This is a genomic window from Nocardia vaccinii NBRC 15922, assembly GCF_001613305.1.
In the GTDB taxonomy this organism is placed as follows: domain Bacteria; phylum Actinomycetota; class Actinomycetes; order Mycobacteriales; family Mycobacteriaceae; genus Nocardia; species Nocardia vaccinii.
In genome coordinates, this window is sequence record NZ_BDCC01000099.1 from 1 (window position 1) to 16945 (window position 16945).

At 61.9% G+C, this 16945-nt stretch carries 13 protein-coding genes and 2 pseudogenes; 10 read left to right on the plus strand and 5 right to left on the minus strand.

Translation table 11 applies throughout. The annotated features are described in order from the left end of the window. The first annotated feature begins 76 nt into the window (after positions 1-76). Positions 77-1063, plus strand: a complete 987-nt coding sequence (locus NV1_RS40940) for a MaoC family dehydratase (protein ID WP_067904892.1) — start codon at positions 77-79, stop codon at positions 1061-1063. Here NV1_RS40940 and NV1_RS40945 read toward each other — a convergent pair. Next, positions 1031-1591, minus strand: coding sequence for a TetR/AcrR family transcriptional regulator (locus NV1_RS40945; RefSeq protein WP_067904895.1), 561 nt, complete (start codon positions 1589-1591; stop codon positions 1031-1033). The two genes, NV1_RS40940 and NV1_RS40945, sit on opposite strands and share 33 nt — an antisense overlap. Positions 1592-2043: 452 nt before the next feature. Between NV1_RS40945 and NV1_RS40950 the strand changes: the two are divergent. Continuing rightward, a pseudogene (locus NV1_RS40950) lies at positions 2044-3446 on the plus strand (aldehyde dehydrogenase family protein). 282 nt (positions 3447-3728) lie between these two features. On the opposite strand, the gene NV1_RS40955 reads toward NV1_RS40950, so the two are convergent. Then, on the minus strand, positions 3729-4364 hold the full coding sequence (locus NV1_RS40955) for a TetR/AcrR family transcriptional regulator (RefSeq protein ID WP_067904898.1): 636 nt from the start codon (positions 4362-4364) through the stop codon (positions 3729-3731). 427 nt (positions 4365-4791) lie between these two features. Here NV1_RS40955 and NV1_RS40960 point away from each other — a divergent pair. The 4 genes and pseudogenes from NV1_RS40960 to NV1_RS40975 all read left to right on the plus strand — a co-directional run bounded on the left by NV1_RS40960 (position 4792) and on the right by NV1_RS40975 (position 9013). Then, positions 4792-5802: pseudogene (locus NV1_RS40960) on the plus strand (NAD(P)H-dependent flavin oxidoreductase). Between the two features lie 256 nt (positions 5803-6058). Next, positions 6059-7045 carry a phosphotransferase family protein gene (locus NV1_RS40965; RefSeq protein ID WP_245714193.1) on the plus strand — a complete coding sequence of 329 codons (987 nt, stop codon included), beginning with the start codon at positions 6059-6061 and terminating at the stop codon, positions 7043-7045. Beyond that, complete coding sequence (locus tag NV1_RS40970) at positions 7042-8013, plus strand: DUF7064 domain-containing protein (protein ID WP_245714192.1); 972 nt, start codon at positions 7042-7044, stop codon at positions 8011-8013. Before NV1_RS40965 ends, NV1_RS40970 begins: the two co-directional genes overlap by 4 nt. Before the next feature lie 13 nt (positions 8014-8026). After that, positions 8027-9013, plus strand: coding sequence for an NADPH:quinone oxidoreductase family protein (locus NV1_RS40975; RefSeq protein ID WP_067904904.1), 987 nt, complete (start codon positions 8027-8029; stop codon positions 9011-9013). A gap of 724 nt (positions 9014-9737) precedes the next feature. Here NV1_RS40975 and NV1_RS40985 read toward each other — a convergent pair. Further along, entirely contained in the window at positions 9738-10319 is a 582-nt protein-coding gene (locus NV1_RS40985) for a TetR/AcrR family transcriptional regulator (RefSeq protein ID WP_067904908.1), read from the minus strand. A 260-nt stretch (positions 10320-10579) separates the two neighbouring features. Between NV1_RS40985 and NV1_RS40990 the strand changes: the two genes are divergently transcribed. From NV1_RS40990 to NV1_RS41000, 3 genes are read left to right on the plus strand one after another with little or no spacing between them, the layout of a single operon-like run. Continuing rightward, positions 10580-10984 carry an SCP2 sterol-binding domain-containing protein gene (locus NV1_RS40990; RefSeq protein ID WP_067904909.1) on the plus strand — a complete coding sequence of 135 codons (405 nt, stop codon included), beginning with the start codon at positions 10580-10582 and terminating at the stop codon, positions 10982-10984. A gap of 44 nt (positions 10985-11028) precedes the next feature. Further along, positions 11029-12573, plus strand: coding sequence for an acyl-CoA synthetase (locus NV1_RS40995; protein WP_067904911.1), 1545 nt, complete (start codon positions 11029-11031; stop codon positions 12571-12573). Between the two features lie 32 nt (positions 12574-12605). After that, positions 12606-13871, plus strand: coding sequence for a cytochrome P450 (locus NV1_RS41000; protein ID WP_067904915.1), 1266 nt, complete (start codon positions 12606-12608; stop codon positions 13869-13871). Between the two features lie 230 nt (positions 13872-14101). Here the strand turns inward: NV1_RS41000 and NV1_RS41005 are convergent, their stop codons facing one another. Together NV1_RS41005 and NV1_RS41010 are read right to left on the minus strand one after the other, a co-directional pair. Next, positions 14102-15250: an acyl-CoA dehydrogenase family protein gene (locus NV1_RS41005; protein WP_067904918.1), complete on the minus strand. Its 1149-nt coding sequence runs from the start codon at positions 15248-15250 to the stop codon at positions 14102-14104. A gap of 1 nt (position 15251) precedes the next feature. Next, on the minus strand, positions 15252-16403 hold the full coding sequence (locus tag NV1_RS41010) for an acetyl-CoA C-acetyltransferase (protein ID WP_067904921.1): 1152 nt from the start codon (positions 16401-16403) through the stop codon (positions 15252-15254). A gap of 316 nt (positions 16404-16719) precedes the next feature. Between NV1_RS41010 and NV1_RS41015 the strand changes: the two genes are divergently transcribed. Then, positions 16720-16911 carry a ferredoxin gene (locus tag NV1_RS41015; protein ID WP_067904924.1) on the plus strand — a complete coding sequence of 64 codons (192 nt, stop codon included), beginning with the start codon at positions 16720-16722 and terminating at the stop codon, positions 16909-16911. Positions 16912-16945 lie beyond the last annotated feature (34 nt).

Below are 16945 nucleotides of genomic sequence, written 5' to 3' on the forward strand. Positions count from 1 at the left end.
AACTCGACGGTCAGATGATCGACGAAGCCATCGCGGTCGCCGCGCGCAGGACCTTGTTGAAGATTGGAGTCTCACAGTGAAAGCCGAAGGTCCCTATTTCGAGGAGCTCGAGCTTTGGCAGGAGTTCTACGGTGCGCCTGCCGTCACGCTGTCGGACGGCCTCGCAGCGGTCCACCAGTCGGTAATCGGTGATCGTCTTCGCCTACCGCTGGACCATGGGTTGTCCGCCGCAGTGACAGGGATGCCGGGCTTGGCGCATCCTGCGCTGGTATGGGATATCGCCATAGGCCAGTCCACTCTGGTCACTCATCACGTGAAGGCGAACCTGTTCTACCGGGGGCTTGTCTTTCGCCGTATCCCTCACCTCGGGGACACGTTGGTCACTACGACAACGGTCGAGGGGCTACGGCAGAATCGACGCCGCCCTGGGCGGGCTCCGACCGGGTTGGTTGCTCTGCGGATACATACGGTAGATCAGCACGGTCGAGATGTGCTCGATTTCTGGCGGTGCGCCATGCTTCCGTTGCGTTCGGATCAGGACACCGGGCATATGGACAAGCTCGAGGACATCGGCGGCGGGGCGAGTACGGACTGGGTTGCGGCAGTTCAAGATTGGGATCTGAAACCGCTTTCCGGAGTCACCGGCTCGATCGTGGTAGCACCGGAAGCAGGTCAACGTCTGGAGGTCGTCGGCGGTGACGTGGTCGATGCGGCCCCGCAACTTGCTCGGATCAGCCTCAATATCGCACGAGTTCACCACGACGAACATTCTGGCGGCGGACGGCGGCTCGTATACGGTGGCCACACCATCGGGATCGCGTTGGCCCAAGCATGCCGCGCCATGCCCGCCTTGACTACGGTGCTCGGCTGGCACAGTTGTGATCATGTCGGACCGGTGCACGAAGGGGACACCCTGTACAGCGATATCACGGTGGAGGAAGTAACTTCGACCGACGCCGGTGCAAGCATCGTTTACTTGAGGTCGGAGGTCTTCGCCGCGGGGCCTACAGGTCAGCGTGAGCGGCCGGTGCTAGATTGGCGCTACGTCGTGCTTTTCGCGTGACTTCTTCTCTAGTTCGCTCAGTAAGTGGCGCAACACCCATTCCAGTGCCGCGGGGTCCTCGCCGGCGTCGAGTTCTTGATAGCCCGCGAGAAGATACAAGCCCCAGCGAGCGTGGTGCAGGGCTTCTTCCTCGTCGTCGAAGATGGCTCGCGTTGCCCCGAGTACGACCTCCAGTCGTTGGGTGTCGACCGCTTCCTGTACTACGCGGACCTCAGGGTTCACCTTGCTCCAGACTCGGATCGCTGCTTCGGCGCGATGCGGGAGCCCGAGTGCGAACTGCAGGAGAGCTTCCAGCTGATCAACCGGGTCGACCTTCTGCTGTGCCAGCTCGATCAGCTGGGCAGTCCGTTCGATCCGCCAGTGCTCCAGCAGCTGCGATGTGAAGTCGTGCCAGTTCTCGAAGTAGTGGTAGAACGACCCGGTCGTCACGCGAAGCCGCTTGCACAACGCCGCTTGCTTCAGTGCGGCGTAGCCCTGCTCGGAGAGCAGTTCGAACGCGACACCGAAGTAGTCCTGCTTGGTGGCCATTGGTCTCCATGGATGCGTGGGTGGAGCTGGTGTGCTCCCCTAGGGGGCCGGGCCAACTCTTGTGCATAAGTCATCTTATGTTTACGATACTCGCATCAGTTGTGAGGCGTGCCACAGCGGGTGGCCGTGGAACGCCTGTGATACCGGTGGATTGAAATTTAATCGAATCTATATTTCAGAGCCGCGAGGTTGTGGTTTCATGAGACCAGGGAGGGCGCGGTCGTCGGGCCGGACGAATGTGCTGGCATCGGTTGACTCGACGTGGCCGGTACCGATATTAGTACTGACGAAATGCGTGCCTTGTGAGTGCAACTCACTTTCGCGCAGCCCAGATCCCAGACGCGGCTGTCGTCTGCCGCGACTCGCCTGCCCGTAGTGATGGGTTGAGCGAGTGTCGTCCTGTCCCGAACACCGCTGCGCAGGCGCGGTGAAGCTAATCCGAAGGTGATCAGATGTCGAATCCAACCAACAGTCAGCCGGTCCTGGACCTGCCCGATATTCCGGTGGTCTTTGCTCGGGTACGCCGTGGGTTCGAATCGGGGCGCACGCGGTCGATCGAATGGCGTCTCGGGCAGCTACGAAACCTGGTCAGACTTCTGGATGAGAGGGAGGACCAGATCGCGGCTGCTCTCGCGCAGGACCTGGGACGGAGCAAGGAGGAAGCCTGGTTCGGTGATGTCGCATCCACCAGGGGTGAGGCGGTGTACGCGATCAAGCATCTGCGCAGTTGGATGAAACGGCGCCGGCAGCCGCTGTCCGCAGTGCAGTACCCGGGCTCAGCGTGGATCCAGTACGAGCCGCTGGGAGTCGTTCTGATCATCGGGCCGTGGAATTACCCGATCTCTTGACTTTGGCCCCGCTGATTGCCGCCCTTGCGGCTGGCAACGCCGCGGTCATCAAGCCGTCGGAACTCGCTCCGGCGACGTCGGCCCTGCTGAGTCGTCTGGTGCCGGAGTACTTCGATTCGGAGGCGGTCGCCGTGGTCGAAGGCGATGCCGTGGTCACTCAGGAACTCCTTGCCCAAGGTTTCGACCATGCGGTCTTCACGGGTGGGACGGAAGTCGGCAAGAAGATCATGGCTGCGGCCGCGCCCACCTTGACACCGGTCACTCTCGAACTCGGCGGAAAGAGCCCGGTGATCGTTACCGCTGACGCTGACCTGGACATCGTCGCTCGCCGACTCGCGTGGGTGAAATGCATGAACTCCGGACAGACGTGCATCGCTCCCGATTACGTTCTGGCGGATTATCGGATCCAGGCCAGCTTGGTCGAGAAGATCATCGCGGTGATCGACGAGTTCGAACGTGATGTGCATCCGCACGGACGTCGCATTGTCAACGATCGCCAATTCGATCGACTGGCCGGCTATCTCGACCGAACGCAGGGAACGGTCGCCGTGGGCGGCGGAGTCGACAAATCCTCGCTGTCGATCGAACCGACCGTGGTTGTCGACCCGGACCCCACCGAGCCGTTGATGCAAAACGAGATCTTCGGTCCGATCCTGCCGGTGATGTCCTACGAAACACTGGATGACGCCATCGCTTTCGTGAACAGCAGGCCGAAACCGCTTGCGGCCTACTTCTTCAGCAAGTCGTCATCTGTTCAGCGGCGTCTCGTCGATGAAATCCCTTCGGGCGGTGCGGTAGTCAACCAAATCGCCATGCACTACCTGGTGCCGCAACTGCCCTTCGGAGGGGTCGGTGCGAGTGGAATCGGCGCCTACCACGGGCGGTGGGGGTTCGAAGCCCTCAGTCATCGGAAAGCGGTGTTGAAGAAGACTTTTCGCCCGGATCTTCGGCTCACCTACCCCCCGTACACCGACTTTGCGATGAAACTCATGCGGAAAATCTTCTGACCGGTTTCCCGCAGACCAGGCTCCTCACTGTTGCATTCGGTGCAGTGAGGTTGGCTCGCCCCGAACATGAGCATCACAAGCTCGGATACCGTGTGCTCGCGGCGTGCCTCTCGGCTCGCCCGACCTGCCACGCAGGTCGGGCGAGCACGACGAGCCGGGCGTCGGCCGATCCTCCGAGGAGTCAGTCCCTCGGCAACGGGCCATCATCCTGGGGCTCGAGCCGCCAACCTCATTGGCCCCAGGGCGCCCTGCTCGTACGCAGATCGGTGTACGGGCAACACGCTACGGTCGCGCACTGTTCGACCATGTCACATGCGGAGATTCATCGCCGCGGGAGAGGCTGTTCCGAACGATGGATTGCGCCGTCTTGATCAGATGATCGAGGGAATCGTTTTCGTGGTTCCACCATTCCGCAGTCCAGTTCAACGCGCCGATGATGAGCATTCGAGCTATTCCGATGTCGAGTCCGGGGCGCAGTTGTCCCGATTCGGCCAGCTGTTCGAGCAGCCTGCGCCATACTGCGTGATAGGCGGCGCTCTCCAACTGCATCGTGGACATGATGTCGGTCGGCAACTGGCCGGCGTTGCGAGTCACCGCTGAGGCGAAGTCCGACAACTCCAGTTCGATGCGCAGGTGTGCGTCCACAGCGGTGTCGATCAGCTCTAGTGCCGATGCGGTGGATGATGCTGTGTCGATCGCGCATTCGACATGCTCGCGGACCCTGCGCTGACCTTCTCGCATCACCTCTGCGACCAGATCGTCGCGTGAGCGAAAGTAGTAGTAGACGGCGGGCGCGCGGAGTTCCGCGCGGGCGGCGATGTCGGCCAGCCGTGTTCCCGCGACGCCGCGGCGACTGAGTACGTGCGCGGCCGCGGCGAGGATTCGTTCTCGCGTGGCGTTACTCGGGGGCGTGCTCATCGGGCTCCTCTGACGACGCTGTTCAATTCTAATTTAGCTTCGATTTCAGAGTATGCAATTGCCGACCGCTATGTCCGGTTCGGAGTCGAGGGGGTGGTGGTCGCAGCGCGTCGCGTTCGGCCTTCGAACGAGCAGGGCTGGTGTCTGCCGCGAGTCGGTCGATCTTCCGACGGTGCGGCGCTATCGCTTGGTGAGCGGCGGGGCGGGTCGGATGTGCCGTGGGCGGCGACGCGGCCGTCTGCGGCGTCGTCGCCGGGGGCGGATCGGGGTGCCGATCCGGCGGGCGGCAAGTGGGGCTGGATCGCAGGCGGATCCTCGCCGTCGTGTGAGCGTCGGACGCGTATCCTGCCCATCGGCTAGTTTTGAATATGCATTCAACTCCTTGCCGTCTGGTCGAGGCGGTAGTCGAACGTGTCGAAGGGACCGACTGTTGCTTCCCGAAGTGCTCCGCAAGCAACTGGTGTTACCAGTGGTGGCTGCGCCGATGTTCATCGTTTCATGTCCAGAACATGTTGTAGCGCAATGTGTTTCGGGAATAATCGGGACTTTTCCAGCGCTCAATGCCCGGCCGGCCGGGCTGCTCGGCGATTGGTTGTCCGAGATCTCGGAGCGCCTCGCGAGCTTCGATGCCGTGGCTGAGGGCGGCCGAAAAGCGGCACCGTTCGCGGTGAACCTGATCGTTCACCGCAGCAATTCCCGGTTGGAAGAAGATCTCGCGCAGTGTGTTCGGCACCGTGTTCCGTTGGTTATCACTTCTCTGGGTGCCCGCGAGGATGTGAACCAAGCCGTTCATGCGTACGGGGGAATTGTGTTGCACGACGTCGTCAACGACAGATTCGCTCGCAAGGCAATGGAGAAGGGGGCTGATGGGCTCGTTGCCGTCGCTGCCGGAGCGGGCGGGCACGCCGGTGGTCTTTCGCCGTTCGTGCTCGTACAGGAAATCCGGCGCTTGTTCGAAGGGCCCCTGTTGCTCTCCGGGGCGATCGCGCACGGTCGATCGATCCTTGCAGCACAGGCCGCCGGTGCTGACATGGCCTACGTCGGGTCGGCGTTCATCGCCGCGCGCGAGGCGAATGCCGAACCCGCATATCAGCAAAGCATCGTCGACAGCGGTGCGTCCGACATCGTGTACTCGAGCTACTTCACCGGGGTGAGTGGCAACTTCCTTCGCAGCAGCATTGTGTCGGCCGGTCTCGATCCCGATGATCTGCCCGCCGCCAGCGGACAGCAACTCGGTGTCGAGGCCGACTACGGCAAGCCTCGGGCCTGAAGCCAGGTATGGGGTGTGGGGCAGGGGATCGGTGTGATCGACCAGGTGCAGAGTACGGCGATGATCGTGGACCGCATGCGAACGGAGTATGAGTGCGCCGCCGGCACGCTCGCAGGGGCGGTGGGGGAGTTCCAAGGCGTGCCGCGCTGGCGCCTGACTCAGCGCTGACGTCTGATGTGTGGCGACCTTGACCGGGCCTCGCATCGCATCCTAGAATTTCTAATCTGTATTAGAAGATTGTTCGAAAGTTGGTGCATCTGTGACCTTTGAGCGCACAGCCGGACGCACTGGTCACTCCGGCCAACCGATTGGGGGCGACCAGAGATGTCACACGGGTGCTGCAAGCGGTAAGAGCGGCGATTCTGGTGGGGCCGACAGCTTGGCCGACTGCCCGGAGGAGCTCAGGAGGTGGTTGTCCGAACGCGTGGACAACTCGGGCCTCCTGCGGTTCGAGCGGATCGGATTCGGCCAGTCGAACATCACAAGCCTGATTAGCGACGATTCCGGGGGCGCGCGGGTGGTGCGACAGCCACCCCCGGGAGTTCACGACTCGACCGCGCACGATGTATTACGGGAAGCTCGCATTCTGAATGCGTTGGCGGACACGGATATCCCTGTTCCGAAGGTGATCGGAACCAACGCCTCGCCGCCGTTCTATGTCATGACCCTGATGCCGGGTGCCGTCCTTGAACGTGAGACGCAAGCCGCGGAATTGAACTGGAACGAGCGCGCACATCTCGGTCGGCAGGTCGCCGAGGTGCTCGCCCGCCTACATTCCATCGAGCCCGCCTCGGTAGGACTCGGCGAGTTGGGCCCCGGCACCGAGTATCTTCCGCGTCAGATACACCGGACAGTCAGGAATTGGCAGCGGTGGGGCGACGAGTCCGCGCACAGCCGTGCATGGGGGCAGGTCTTGGCGAGACTCGAGCGTGATGTTCCGCGGCAGCAGCGCACGGTGGTAACACACGGCGACTACCGCTTGTCGAACTTGCTGGTAAGTGGTGGCGAAGTCACCGCTGTACTGGACTGGGAGCTGTCGACGCGGGGTGACCCGTTGGCGGATCTGGCGTGGTTGCTGGACGACTGGCGCGGCCCGGGCGAGCCACGGGCCGTCATGCCCAGCCCCACCCCGGCCGGTGGGTTTCCCACTCGAAGCGAAATGATCAATATTTATTGTGCAGCAACAGGTTTGGATATCGACAGGCTTGGTTACTATCGGGCGTTCACCCACTGGCGAGCGGCAACTCTGCTCCAAGGGGTGTTGGTGCGGCGCCGATCGGGGGTGATGGGCGAACACGGGTCCCTCGATTTTTCCGAACTCGAGTCGACGATCGGTGATCTGTTGCGCGACGCAGCCGAGTTGTCGGGAACGCCCGAACGATGCGAGCTGCCGGAGGAGCCGAAGCCGTGAAGCCCGAGGACGACTACACCCACTCAGTTGGTGCAGAGCTCAACTTCAACGAATCCATGTACTTCCAGTTCGATGATCCAGAACACGGGATCAGCGGCTTCGTGAGACTGGCCAACCGGCCGAATGAAGGCAGCGGCGAGCGAACTGTGTGCCGCTACCTGCCCGATGGGCGGGTGGCGTTCGGATTCGCGCGGCCTGAGAACGTCACGAACGAGCGAATGTCGGGGGCCGACATGGAGTTCACCGTGCGGGAGCCGATGGCCAGACTCCGCGCCAAGTTCGACGGGCAGGTGAGCCTGCTCGACGATCCGAAAATTTTGGTCGACCCGCGGCAACTCGCGGAAATACCAACGGTCGCATGCACTGCGGAACTCGCTTTCGAGGCGCTCGGCCAGCCACACGAGCAAAACTTCGACGGCGATGGTCCTGCCTTCGCGCCCAATCACTATGAGCAGCTCATGGCAGTCACTGGCACGATCACAGTGGATGGCAAAGGCTTCGACGTCCAGGGGCACGGCCTTCGCGATCACTCCTGGGGACCACGGTCCTGGCAGGCTCCATGGTTCTATCGGTGGCTGCACGGGACGAGCCCGGAATTCGGGTTCATGGCCGCATACTTCGGCAGCGAATCAGGTTCGGCGACGGTCGGCGGATTCGTCTGGGACGGAACAGATATGCATCAATGCTCAAATATTCGCCTCACAACCGAGCGTGACGAAGATCGCGTGCCGCAACAGGTCCACCTCGAGTTGGTCACTGACCATGGAGGGTGCTGGAAGCTGACCGGGCACGTCGGTGTAACGGTGCCGCTGCGCCATCGCAAGCGCGACGCTACGGGGGTGGATCAGCTGACTCGCATCCTGGAAAGCCGGGTCCGATGGACCGGTGATGATGGTATCGAGCTATTCGGCATGAGTGAGTATCTGGATCAGATCGTGGACGGCGTTCCGGTGGGGCTCGATGTCTGATCGTCAGGGCCTGATGCGGGCCATGCAGATTACCGAACTGACTGGGCCTGCTGCTCTCTGCGCACGGTCAATTCCCGTGCCGATCGACGATGACGCGCGTGTCATCGTCGACGTCCGCGCTGTCGGCGTGAACTTTCCCGATCTGCTGATGACCTATGGTCGCTACCAGATGCAGGTACCGGTGCCATTCGTCCCGGGCGTCGAGGTGGCCGGGGTTGTTGCCGCCGCACCTCGGGGCTGTTCGTCGAAGGTCGGCGACGAAGTGGTCGCGTTCTGTACCCAACTCGGCGGATACGCCGAGCGGGTCGCTGTGGACCCTGCAATGGTTGCGGACAAGCCGGCGGAGCTGGACTTCGGTGAGGCAGCTGCCCTGCTGGCGAACTTCCAGACCGTCCATTTCGCGATGACGAGGCGGGTACAGGTTCGCGTCGGGCAGACGGTTCTGGTGCTCGGTGCCGGCGGTGGTATCGGGACAGCAGCTATCCAGATCGCAAAGATGTTGGGAGCCGAAGTTATTGCGGTGGTCCGGCGGACCGGCATCGCCGACCGGCTGGTAGCCCTCGGTGCCGATCATGTCGTGCCACTAACCCCGGGGTGGTCCAGAGAGGTTCGAGGGCTAACCGACGGGGCCGGGGTGGACTACGTTCTGGATCCGGTTGGGGGAGCGGCTTTCGACGAGGCTGTCAGAACGCTTGCTGTCGAGGGACATCTGCTGGTCATCGGGTTCGCATCGGGTGAGGGAATTCCCGCCGTGAAGGTCAATCGCTTGCTGCTGCGCAATGTAGCGGTGGACGGTGTGGCGTGGGGGGAGTATTTGGTTGGCCACCCAGAAGCCTTCGTTGAGTCGGTGTATGAACTACGAGCCTTGGTGGCCAACGGCTTTCGTCCCTACATCAGCACGCGATTCCCGATCGCCGAAGCGGCGAAAGCGCTCGGTGCGTTGGAGCGCGGAGCAATAGTGGGCAAGGCGGTGCTGGAGCTCGGTGACGCGAATTGGTGATCCTGCTGGTGCTCTACGTGGCGTATGTAGCCCTCATGTTCGGCATCATCGCAATAGTGGGGATGGCCTCGAAGCGGCGAAGGTGTCGAGGCGGGAAACCGATGGATGTGGGGGCTTGCGGTTTCAACGCAACGCAGTAAGGTAACGCACTAAAGAATCTATTATAGACTAAAATTATACTCCGGCATGCTGGCTCTCCGTTCGCCGTAGGCCCGTCGGAGCGGGATCGACAAGATCCATCGAATCGGCACCATCAGCGATCCCGCATCCGCCTCGATCGAACGAAGAACTGTGCGAAGGGATTCCGCGTGAACCGGTTTCGACGGAGCCGAAGCATCCGGCTCCGTGTTCTGGCTCTCATTCCGTGTGCTGTCCTCTGCCTGGTCGGCATGACGTCACCGTCTGCTGCGGACTCGAAGAACCCGATGTCGCCGCCAACGCTGAGGCTCTCGCCTGCTCCGCTGATCAGTACACATCGGATGCGGTCGCGATTCTGCTCGAGTAGTCGGGCGACGGTGAGGGTCTCCTGCGTCAAGGTCAGATCTATGGCCTGGCGGGCGGATGGACGGTGGATCCGGACGTGGGCCACCCCTTCGTCGATGGCCACTTCGAATCGTTCCAGCACGGCGCTCTCCTTCAGATCTGCAGCAGGTCACATCGCAGAGTGGAGGAGTCCTCCCGGCCGGGCCAACTGATGTCCGGCTATACCGGACACCCACGGTGCTCAGCCTTGCCCGGTCCGACCGGTGTTCGCTTCCTGTGTGCAATCGCCATGCGCGTGCAGCATCTCGCTCAGAAGTTTTCGGAGCAGGTGGTCAAGTGAGCGGAACTCATCGGGTTCGGTGCTGGTGAAGTGGTAGCCGACCAGCAGGTACAGGCCCCACTGCGCATGGCGCAACGCCTCGTCTTCGTTGGGAAACAGCGAACCGCTGAGATCCAGGACTGCTTGGACTCTTTGTGCGTCCACAGATGCTTGGACAGCATGTATCTGCGGGTCGATCTTGCTCCACACCCGGATAGCTGCCTCGGCGCCATGTGGAAGAGATAGGGCGAATTGCAGCAGTGCGTTCAGCCGCGCAGCGGGATCGTCCGTTCGGCGAATCGTTTCGACCAGCTGCCTCGTCCGGTCGGTATGCCAGTGGGCGAGCAGTTGCGAGGTGAAGTCACGCCAGTTGTCGAAGCAACGGTAGAAGGCTCCTGTCGTCACGCCGACCCGCTTGCACAACGTCGCCTGTTTCAGGGCGCTGTATCCCTGCTCCGCGAGCAATTCGAGCGCCATGTCGAAGTACGCCTGCTTGGTTGCCACGGGTCTCCGTCCTGGTCACTTGTGGCGGGCGAGAGGCTGGTCGACCGCAGCCCTTCCGGGCGGGGGTTGTGCATAAGTCTCCTTATGTTTACGATACAGACGTCGCTGTGAAGCTCACCACAGGGTCTGCGTGGGTCGGCTGCTTGGTCGGCGACCCACAGTCTCGGCTCATGTCGTACGTAATCGGCAGTCGGACCGAGAAATTTAATCTAACGTATATTATTGCGCGTGGGTGACCGTCCAGGCGGAGAGGAGCCGACATGGCCTTCAAGGACGCAGGCGAGGTGCGGAAGTACATCGGGGGGATCTTCGAGACGGCGTTCGAGGATCCGGAGATCGGCCCGAAGCTCGAGGAGACGGGGCTGATCCTCGGGTTCGAGTTCAGCGAACCGGAGACGCTGCTGGTCGTCGATACACATTCTCGTACAGTCGAATTGGGTCCGGAACCCTTCGCTCGCACCACCGCCACCATGCGAATGAGTGCGGATACCGGCAATGCCTATTGGCAGGGCAAAGTGAATCTCCCGATGGCGATGGCCAAGGGCAAGATCAAGATCGGTGGGAACGTCGCGAGCATGCTCAAGCTCGCTCCGTTGGGTAACAAGCTGTTCCCCGTCTACATCGACAGCCTCGAGCGGGACGATCGTACCGACCTCTTGGCGTGAGACAGCCCAGCAACCCTCCCCAACGAGTGAAAAGGTATCCGCACATGTTTCCAGGAGTCCACGCATCAGTCACTCCGGACAAGCCGGCGGTAGTGATGGCTCGTTCTGGCAGGACGATCACATATCGAGAGCTGGACGAGAATTCGGCCAGGTTTGCTCAGGTGCTGCACGATCGTGGGCTGCGTAAGGGCGACGTGGTCGCGATGCTGTCCGACAATGCGCCGGAATGTTTCGAAATCTACTGGGCTGCGATGCGTTCGGGTCTGTACGTTACTGCTGTCAACCGGCATCTGTCTCCGGCCGAAGCCGCCTACATCATTGATGACAGTGATGCGAAGGTGGTCGTAGCCTCGGCCGCCCTTACCGATCTGGCGGTCTCGGTTCGTGATCTGGCGCCTCGGGTCGAGCAGTGGCTGGCATTCGGTGGCGACGTACTACGGTACGAGTCCTATTCCGAGGCCATCTCCGCCGCAGAGGGCCGACTTGCCGAGCAGCCGCGTGGGTCCGACATGCTCTACTCCTCGGGCACCACTGGGCGGCCGAAAGGAATCAAGCCACCGCTTCTGCCGATCGCGGTGGATGAGCCTGGCGATCCACTGACCGCCGCGGTCGGCAAATTGTTCGGCCTGAACGAGGCTGATGTCTACCTCTCACCCGCCCCGATCTATCATGCAGCGCCACTGCGATGGTGCGGCGTTGTTCACGCCTACGGCGGCACGGTGGTGATGATGGAGAAGTTCGGTGCCGAGGAGTTTCTGCGTGCGATCGAAGAATATCGAGTAACCGTCACGCAGGTCGTACCGACGATGTTCGTGCGGATGCTGCAGCTGCCCGTGGAAGTGCGAGATCGATACGACCGCTCGAGCCTCCGCTTGGCCATTCACGCTGCGGCGCCATGCCCGCCCGAGGTAAAGCGTGCGATGATCGAGTGGTGGGGACCGATCATCGCCGAGTACTACGGCTCCACGGAGGGGAACGGACTCACCGTCGTCACCACTCCCGAGTGGGAGAAGAAGCCGGGCTCGGTCGGCCGTAGTCTGCTGGGGCCCGTGCACATCTGTGACGACGACGGTAATCGGCTTGATGTGGGACAGGTCGGCACTGTGTACTTCGAGCGGGAGTCTCTGCCGTTCGAATACCACAAGGATCCCGAAAAGACTGCGGCCGCACAGCATCCGGAACACGGGAATTGGACGGCTGTCGGGGATCTGGGATATGTCGACGAGGACGGCTATCTGTTCCTCACCGACCGCAAGTCGTTCGTCATCATCTCCGGTGGGGTGAACATCTACCCCCAGGAAGTCGAGAATGTTCTGACCTTGCATCCAGCAGTGTTCGACGTCGCCGTGATCGGCGTGCCCGACGAGGAGATGGGGCAGCAGGTGAAGGCTGTAGTTCAGCTGCAGCCCGGGGTCGCGCGAACCGAGGACGTGGCGTCGGACCTCATCGGTTACGTGCGTGAACGCGTGGCCCACTACAAGGCCCCCAAGACCGTGGATTTCGTCGACTCCTTGCCTCGAACGGCTACGGGAAAACTCGTCAAAGGTGAGCTGGAGAAGCTCTACAGTTCCCAAACTGCCCGGAACTGAAGCATCGCAACGGTTTTACAGAAAGTCTGATCATGACTACATCAATCGATCATTCCGTGCGAGGGTACGATCCGCTGAGCATCTCGCCCCTATCTTTTTGGGCGCAAACTGCGGATGAGCGCGAGGAAACCTTCCGGGTTCTGCGGGCCGAGCGCCCCGTCAGCTGGCATCCGCCGATCGAAGGCGCCTTGATGCCGCCTGAGAACGAGGGTGTCTGGGCGGTGACGAGCCATCGCCTCATCACCGAAGTCAGCAAGCAGCCGGGTATCTTCTGCTCCGGCTTGGGGATTCAGCTCGAGGAGGTGCCGACCGACATTCTCGAAGCGGCATCGTCCTTCCTGGCGATGGATGCGCCCCGGCACCCCGCACTACGCAAGCTCATCAGCTCGGCGTTCACGCCCAAGCAATTGGCCAAGATCCACGATCAGATCCAGAACCAAGCTCGCGCGATCGTGGATGATCTTCTGGCGGTCGGCACGGGAGAATTCGACTTCGTTCATCAGGTCTCCAAACGATTGCCGATGTGGACGATCTACGAAATGCTCGGGCTCCCCGTTTCGCTCCGTGACGAGGCAGCTCAACACGCCGAGGCCATGGTGGCCTGGGCGGACGAGGATGTTGCCAACGGTCGATCACCAGTGGAGTTGCTGAACGAATCCCTGGTCAGTCTGTTGATGATGGGGATGGAGTTCGCGCAGGAGCGCCGCAAGAACCCTGCCGGGGACCTGATGACCAATCTGGTACGGGCAGAGGTCGACGGGGTGGGTCTGACCGATGATGAGATCGCGTCGTTCTTCGTCCTATTGTCCGTCGCGGGTAATGACACGACGCGCAACACCATCTCTCTGGGGATGAAAGCGTTGTGTGACTTCCCGGAGCAGAAGTCGCTTCTGATCGAGGATTTCGAAGGCAGGATCGGTCCTGCCACTGAGGAATTCGTGCGCTGGGTGACTCCGGTGATGACGTTCCGTCGGACTGCTACGCAGGACACTCTCCTCGGCGGTAAGGAGATCAAGAAGGGGGAGTGGGTGGCTACTATTTTCTCCTCCGGCAATCGGGACGAGAACGTCTTCAACGCCCCGCACGTCTTCGACATCACCCGCTCGCCGAATCCGCATGTAGGCTTCGGCGGCGGTGGCCCGCACTACTGCATGGGCAACTTCGTTGCCAAGATTCAGCTTCGCGAGATCTTCGACCAGCTGCTGCACCGTGCTCCGAACCTCCAGTTGGGTGAGCCGTCCTATCTGGTCGGTAACTTCGTACGAGCGGTGAAGCATCTGCCGGCCACACTCGGGTAGCGATCCAATCAGCTGTGGGCTCCGTGGGCGTCGGCACCGGCCGAAGACTTACGGGGCCCGCTTCTGTTATCGAGGCATGGGCGAGCGAGAGATTCACGCTGCGTAGGGCTGCACCTCGACACCACTGTCCTGCCGGGTAGGTACTCGCTCGGCGTGACGAGTAAGGCCCCGAACCGTCTGCGGTTCGGGGCCTTACTCGGCTTTGGAGCTGGATGGGAGTCCAGCCGTGATCAGCGGGCGATCGACCGCCCGATCAGATCCTTCATGATCTCGGTTGTGCCGCCGTAGATGGTCTGGATTCGCGTGTCGAGATATGCCTTGGCGACAGGGTATTCGGTCATGTATCCGTATCCTCCGTGCAGCTGTAGGCAGCGGTCGAGGACTCGCTTCTGCAGTTCACTGACGTACCACTTGCCTTCGGCGGCATCGACGGCATCGAGTTCACCCGCGTTGTACGCCAGCACGGACTGGTCGACGTACGCCTGGGCGACATCGACTTCCGTCTTCATCTCCGCCAGTTCGAAGCGGACATGCTGGAAGTCCGATATCGGCTGGCCGAAAGCACGACGTTGTTTACAGTAGGCGATGGTCTGATCGAGGATGGCCCGCGTTGTAGCCAGTGCTTTTGCCGATACCCCGATCCGTTCCCGCGGTAGATGACTCATCAGATACTGCAGCCCACGCCCCTCCTCGCCGAGGAGATTCGCATGCGGGACACGAGCATCGGCGAAGTACAGTTCAGCGGTGTCCTGTCCGGGCAGCCCGATTTTGTCGAGCTTTCGGCCACGCTCGAAACCAGGGGTGTCCCGTTCCACTACGAATAGGCTGAACCCCCGTGAGCCGGCCTCGGGATCGGTTCGTGCCGCGACGACGATGACGTCGGCCATGATGCCACTCGAGATGAACGTCTTCTGTCCGTTGAGGATCCAGTGGTCGCCGTCGCGAACCGCGCTCGTGCGGATGCCGCGCAGGTCGCTGCCCGCTCCGGGTTCGGTCATCGCAAGCGCTCCGATGATCTCGCCTGCGGCGAACCCGGGCAGCCAGCGCTGCTTCTGTTCCCGTGTGGTCAGATCCAGCAGGTAGTGCAGGACGAGGTCGTCCTGCAGACTGACCGTCAGGTTGAACGACAGGGCGTTGATCCGGGACACCTCTTCGCACACGACCATCCGATACCGGTAGTCGTGGACGCCCGAGCCGCCGTATTCTTCGTCGATTTCGAGCCCGTACAGACCTGCGGCCGCGGCTTTGCGGTACACGTCGCGATCGATCCAACGATCCTCGTCCCACTTGTCCTTGTAGGGGACGACCTCCCGTTCGAGGAACGCGCGCACGGTTTCCCGGTAGGCCTCGTGGTCCGCGTTGTACAGCGTTCTACGCATCTCAGATCCGCTCGATGATGGTGACGTTGGCCTGGCCGCCGCCTTCGCACATGGTCTGCAGGCCGTAGCGGCCGCCGGTGCGCTCGAGTTCGTGCAGCAGCGAAGTCATCAACCGGGCGCCGGTTGCACCGATCGGGTGTCCGAGCGCGATGGCGCCACCGTTCGGGTTGACTTTCGCATGGTCTGCGCCGATTTCGGCCATCCAGGCGAGAACGACCGGTGCGAACGCTTCGTTGATCTCGATGACGTCGATGTCGTCGATCGACAGTCCGGCTCGCTTGAGCGCGTGCTGGGTCGCGGGGATCGGTGCGCTGAGCATCATCACCGGATCAGCGCCCCGGACCGACATGTGATGGATGCGTGCCCGCGGCCGGAAACCGAAGCGATCGACGGCGTCCTGCGAGGCGACGAGCAGCGCCGCGGCGCCATCGGAAATCTGGCTGGCCACCGCGGCGGTGAGTCGCCCACCCTCGGTCAGCGTCTTCAGCGAGGCCATCTTCTCCAACGAGGTGTCCGCGCGAGGTCCCTCGTCCACCGAAACGCTTGCGAACTCGGTGATTTCGCGGGTGAAGTGGCCCTTCGCAATGGCCTCCAGCGCCCGGCGGTGGCTCTCGTAGGCGAACTTCTCATTGTCTTCGCGACTCAGGTTCCAGCGTTCGGCCATCATCTCGGCGCCGCGGAACTGCGATATTTCCTGGGCGCCGTAGCGGGCCTCCCAGGCAGCGCTGCCGGTCCACGGATCGGTCGAGCCGTACGGCTCGCCGGCCGCGAAGGCGCAGAGAATAGGGAACTGGCTCATGTTCTGTACGCCGCCTGCGACGATGAGGTCGCTGGTTCCGCTCATGACGGCCTGGGCAGCGAAGTGCACGGCCTGCTGGGCCGAACCGCACTGCCGGTCGATGGTCACACCCGGGACGGACTCGGGCAGACCTGCGGCCAACGCGGCCGTTCGGGCGATGTCGCCTGCTTGTGCTCCGATGTTGTCGAGACAGCCGAGGATGACGTCGTCGACGGCCTCCGGATCGAAGTCGTTTCGGCCGGTCACCGTCTTGATGACGTGCGCCGCCATGTCCGCCGGGTGTGACTGAGCGAAACCGCCACCTCGTTTGCCTACGGCTGTGCGAACTGCGTCGATGATGTACGCCTCGGGCATCTGATTCGTCTCCTGCCGATTCTATGGTTAATCTAATGTAGACTAAAAATTGTACGGTGTCTAACCGAACTGGTCGAGGTTGGCCGGTCTGCGTGCTGTGACATCAAGCTCAATCGTGTGGTAGTTCTCACTGAGGGCGGGCATAGTAGCGGCTGTTGGCGTTGCAGCCAGTGTCGGACTCTGGGGTTCGGGCCGAGGTTGGGTGGTCTGCGTCTCGGGCATTGACCGGTGTACTATTTTAATCTATCTTTGATTAAAAGTCTCAGCGGCGTAGAGCGCGCTGAAGAGGTGAGTCGAAGTTTCGCAGGAGGTTGCAGTGAAGGTATTCGTCGATCGCGGCAAGTGCACCGGGCTGGGGATCTGTGAGTCCTTGGCGCCGGCATTCTTCGAGGTGGATGACAGCGGTGAGCTCGTTCAGCTCAAAGAGGACATCACTGCGGATGAGCTCGCCGCCATCGAGGAGGCGGTGCAAGGTTGCCCGACGGAGGCGCTCAGAATAGAGCGCTGATCCGTTACGGGGCCGATCCCATCTCCGTCCTAGT

Bases quoted from the DNA above. Each gene is read 5' to 3' on its own strand.
- NV1_RS40945 (WP_067904895.1), bottom strand. From the start codon at position 1,591: ATGGCCACCAAGCAGGACTACTTCGGTGTCGCGTTCGAACTGCTCTCC.
- NV1_RS40955 (WP_067904898.1), bottom strand. From the start codon at position 4,364: ATGAGCACGCCCCCGAGTAACGCCACGCGAGAACGAATCCTCGCCGCG.
- NV1_RS40975 (WP_067904904.1), top strand. From the start codon at position 8,027: ATGCGGGCCATGCAGATTACCGAACTGACTGGGCCTGCTGCTCTCTGC.
- NV1_RS40990 (WP_067904909.1), top strand. From the start codon at position 10,580: ATGGCCTTCAAGGACGCAGGCGAGGTGCGGAAGTACATCGGGGGGATC.
- NV1_RS40995 (WP_067904911.1), top strand. From the start codon at position 11,029: ATGTTTCCAGGAGTCCACGCATCAGTCACTCCGGACAAGCCGGCGGTA.
- NV1_RS41000 (WP_067904915.1), top strand. From the start codon at position 12,606: ATGACTACATCAATCGATCATTCCGTGCGAGGGTACGATCCGCTGAGC.
- NV1_RS41005 (WP_067904918.1), bottom strand. From the start codon at position 15,250: ATGCGTAGAACGCTGTACAACGCGGACCACGAGGCCTACCGGGAAACC.
- NV1_RS41010 (WP_067904921.1), bottom strand. From the start codon at position 16,403: ATGCCCGAGGCGTACATCATCGACGCAGTTCGCACAGCCGTAGGCAAA.